Below are 2,789 nucleotides of genomic sequence, written 5' to 3'. Positions count from 1 at the left end.
GCTGGGGGGGATCGTGGTCAACAACGCCATCCTGCTGGTCGACCAGGCCGGGCAGCTCCGCCGCACCGGCATGGGCGTGCACGAGGCAGTGGCCGAGGCGGGCAGAAGGCGGCTGCGGCCGATCCTGATGACCTCGCTGACCACCATTCTGGCGCTGCTGCCGCTGGCGCTGGGCATCGGCGAGGGGGCGGATGCCCAGGCCCCGCTGGCGCGGGCGGTGGTCGGCGGTCTTACCGGATCAACCCTGATCACCCTGGTGCTGGTGCCGGCGGTCTATTCCCTGTTCCATCCCGAAGCGAAAGGAGACCGCCCGTGAATGCGATCTGCCTGACCCGACTTCTGCTCCCGGTTCTGGCTCTGCTGCTGACCGGACCGGCCAGCGGGCTGGCTCAGTCGGATGTCTCTGCCGATCCGACCGGGGCGATGCTCAAACTCTCCGTCGAGGAGGTCGCCCTGCTCGTCCTGCAGAACAACCGCGATCTCCAGGTGCGCCGGCTCACCCCGGTCATCGTCGGGACTTTCGAGCAGATCGAACGCGGGGCCTTCGACCCCGAGGTTTTCGCCGAGTTCGAGTACGCCAAGGAGCGGGCTACCGAGACCGCCCGTGCCACCGGCACCCAGTTCGATGTGGAGGGGAACGAGACCAGCGCCATCGCCGGCATCCGGAAATTCTTGCCGACGGGGACCACCATCGCGGGGACGGTCGAGCAGTCCCGCAGCATTTCCAACCGCGCTCCCGAACAGCAGGTAGCAAGAATGGGGCTCACCGTGACCCAGGCGCTTTTGCAGGGTTTCGGACCGGCGGTGAACCTGGCCGCCGTGCGCCAGGCCGAATTCGGCACCGTTGCCAGCCACTACGAGTTGCGCGCCTTCACGGAGGCGCTGCTGGCTGAGGCGGAGACCGCCTACTGGAACTTCGTGCTGGCCAAAGAACAGATCGCCATTTTCGAGAGCTCGCTCGCAGTGGCTCGACAGCAGCGGGACGAGACCGAACTGCGGATCGAGGTCGGACTGCTCCCCCGAGTCGAAGCGGCCGCCGCCCGAGCCGAAGTAGCCCTGCGTGAGCAGGCCCTGATCGACGCCCGCAGTCTTCTGGAAGACCGCCGCCTGCGCCTGCTGCGCCTGGTCAATCCCGGTCCGGAAGATTCCTTCGATTCGCAGATCCACGCCGCGACAGAGCCGCGCATGCAGCCGGTGCCGGTGCAGGATCTTGGTGAGCGTCTGCAACTGGCCGAAAAGATGCGGCCGGATCTCAACGAGGCCCGTACGCAGCTTGAACAGCAGCGCCTGGAAACGGTCGTCACCCGCAACGGCCTGCTGCCGCGCCTCGATTTTTTTGTTGGCCTGGGCAAAACCGGCTACGCCGATACCTTCTCCGGTTCCTTCCGCGAGCTGGACGGCAATAGCTACGACCTGTCGGCCGGTCTCCGGCTGAGCCGTGCCCTTGGCAATCGGGCGGCCGAGGCGCGGCACGTAGCCGCCAAGGCAACCCGGCAGCAGGCGCAGCAAGCCGTCTCCAATCTGCTGCAACTGGTGCGGCTCGACGTCCGTCTGGCCGTCAACGAACTGGAGCGGGTCAGGCAGCAGATTGCGGCATCGGCAGCGACCCGGTCCCTGCAGGAAGAGACGCTGACCGCCGAAAAGGAGCGCTTCGATGTCGGCGCCAGTACGACCCTGCTGGTTTCCCAGGCCCAGCGCGACCTGCTGGCCAGCCAGATCGCCGAAGTCGAGGCGATCGTCAACTACCGGATAGCGATGGTGAACCTCTTCCGCTCCGAAGGCACCCTCCTCGAGCGTCGCGGCGTCCGCCTGGGGAGTTGATCCGCCGGGGTGATGAGTCCGGCGTCCTGTATTTGCCGGCTCCCGATCAGTCGTTTTTGCGGGCGGTCAGCCCGGCCCTGGCGCACTGCTCGTCCTGCTCCGAGGCGACACCGCTCACACCTGTCCCCCCGACAACTTTTCCCTCCCGGCATGATGGGCAAGCCCCGGTTACGGGCGTGACGCCAGGCTGTGTTCGTCTCCGACTCAGTCCTGCTCAGGCGGGAAGATGTCGCAGGGTATCCGCAGGGTGTTGGCGATTGCACTGAAGCTGGAAAACAGCTCGATGACCTGCTTGGCCTCATTGATCTCGGCCTGGCTCGCTCCGACCATTCCGGCCAGGGCCTCATGCGCCAGGGCACAATAGTCACAGTTGTGCAAAAGGGCGACGGTCAATATTGTCCGGCCAGTCGTCTCCCACAAAGAAAGGCGGGTCCCCGGAAGGACCCGCCCTTTTGCTGCTTGCTGCGCTATTTCGATTACCAGCTTTCGCTGCCGTGGCAACTGGTCGTGCAGGTTTGGGTGGAAGCGTTGTAGCTGTTCACCCGGGTTGAGCCGCCGCCGACGGTGGCCGCGGCGGGCCCTTCCATGGTCGGCGTGTCGAGGCGGCTGAAGTGCGTGCTCGCCAGGCTGGTGGTGTTGTGACAGGCGGTGCAGGCCTGCCGCGTGTGATCGCTTCTGCCGTGCTCTCCGGAGTTGTAGCTGTTGTACTGGGTGGTGCCGCGGGCATGGCAGGAGGTGCACTGGGTGTTGACGTTGATCGTGCCTGTCCCCCAGTCGGGCGTGGTCTGGCCGCCGTGGCAGCTGACGGTGACGCAGCTGGGAGTGCCGTTGGGATTTTCCGCGGCGGCGCCGGTCCTGGCGTTGTAGGTCGCGGCAATGGCGAGGTCGACCCAGCCGTCGTTGTGGGTGGCTGCGGAGGCGCCGGGGTGACAGACGGCGCAGTTGCTGCCGACGCCGGGCAGGGCCTG

General features: G+C 66.4%; 4 protein-coding genes. 2 read left to right on the top strand and 2 right to left on the bottom strand.

Features of this window, described 5'->3' with window-relative positions; all coding sequences use genetic code 11:
* Together VD811_13920 and VD811_13915 are read left to right on the top strand one after the other, a co-directional pair.
* The coding region (locus VD811_13920; protein HXV22080.1) for an efflux RND transporter permease subunit at positions 1 to 316 on the top strand (316 nt) is incomplete at its 5' end.
* Positions 313 to 1,821 carry a TolC family protein gene (locus VD811_13915; GenBank protein HXV22079.1) on the top strand — a complete coding sequence of 503 codons (1,509 nt, stop codon included), beginning with the start codon at positions 313 to 315 and terminating at the stop codon, positions 1,819 to 1,821. The genes VD811_13920 and VD811_13915, both read left to right, overlap by 4 nt.
* Before the next feature lie 204 nt (positions 1,822 to 2,025).
* On the opposite strand, the gene VD811_13910 is transcribed toward VD811_13915, so the two are convergent.
* The gene (locus VD811_13910; GenBank protein ID HXV22078.1) at positions 2,026 to 2,214 is read right to left on the bottom strand and encodes a carboxymuconolactone decarboxylase family protein; all 189 of its coding nucleotides are present in this window, start codon (positions 2,212 to 2,214) and stop codon (positions 2,026 to 2,028) included.
* An 83-nt stretch (positions 2,215 to 2,297) separates the two neighbouring features.
* On the bottom strand, positions 2,298 to 2,789 hold a 492-nt coding region (locus VD811_13905; protein ID HXV22077.1), incomplete at its 5' end, for a CxxxxCH/CxxCH domain-containing protein.

Source organism: Desulfuromonadales bacterium, assembly GCA_035620395.1.
Taxonomy (GTDB): Bacteria; Desulfobacterota; Desulfuromonadia; order Desulfuromonadales; family DASPGW01; genus DASPGW01.
This window is presented reverse-complemented; position numbering and strand designations above follow the sequence as displayed.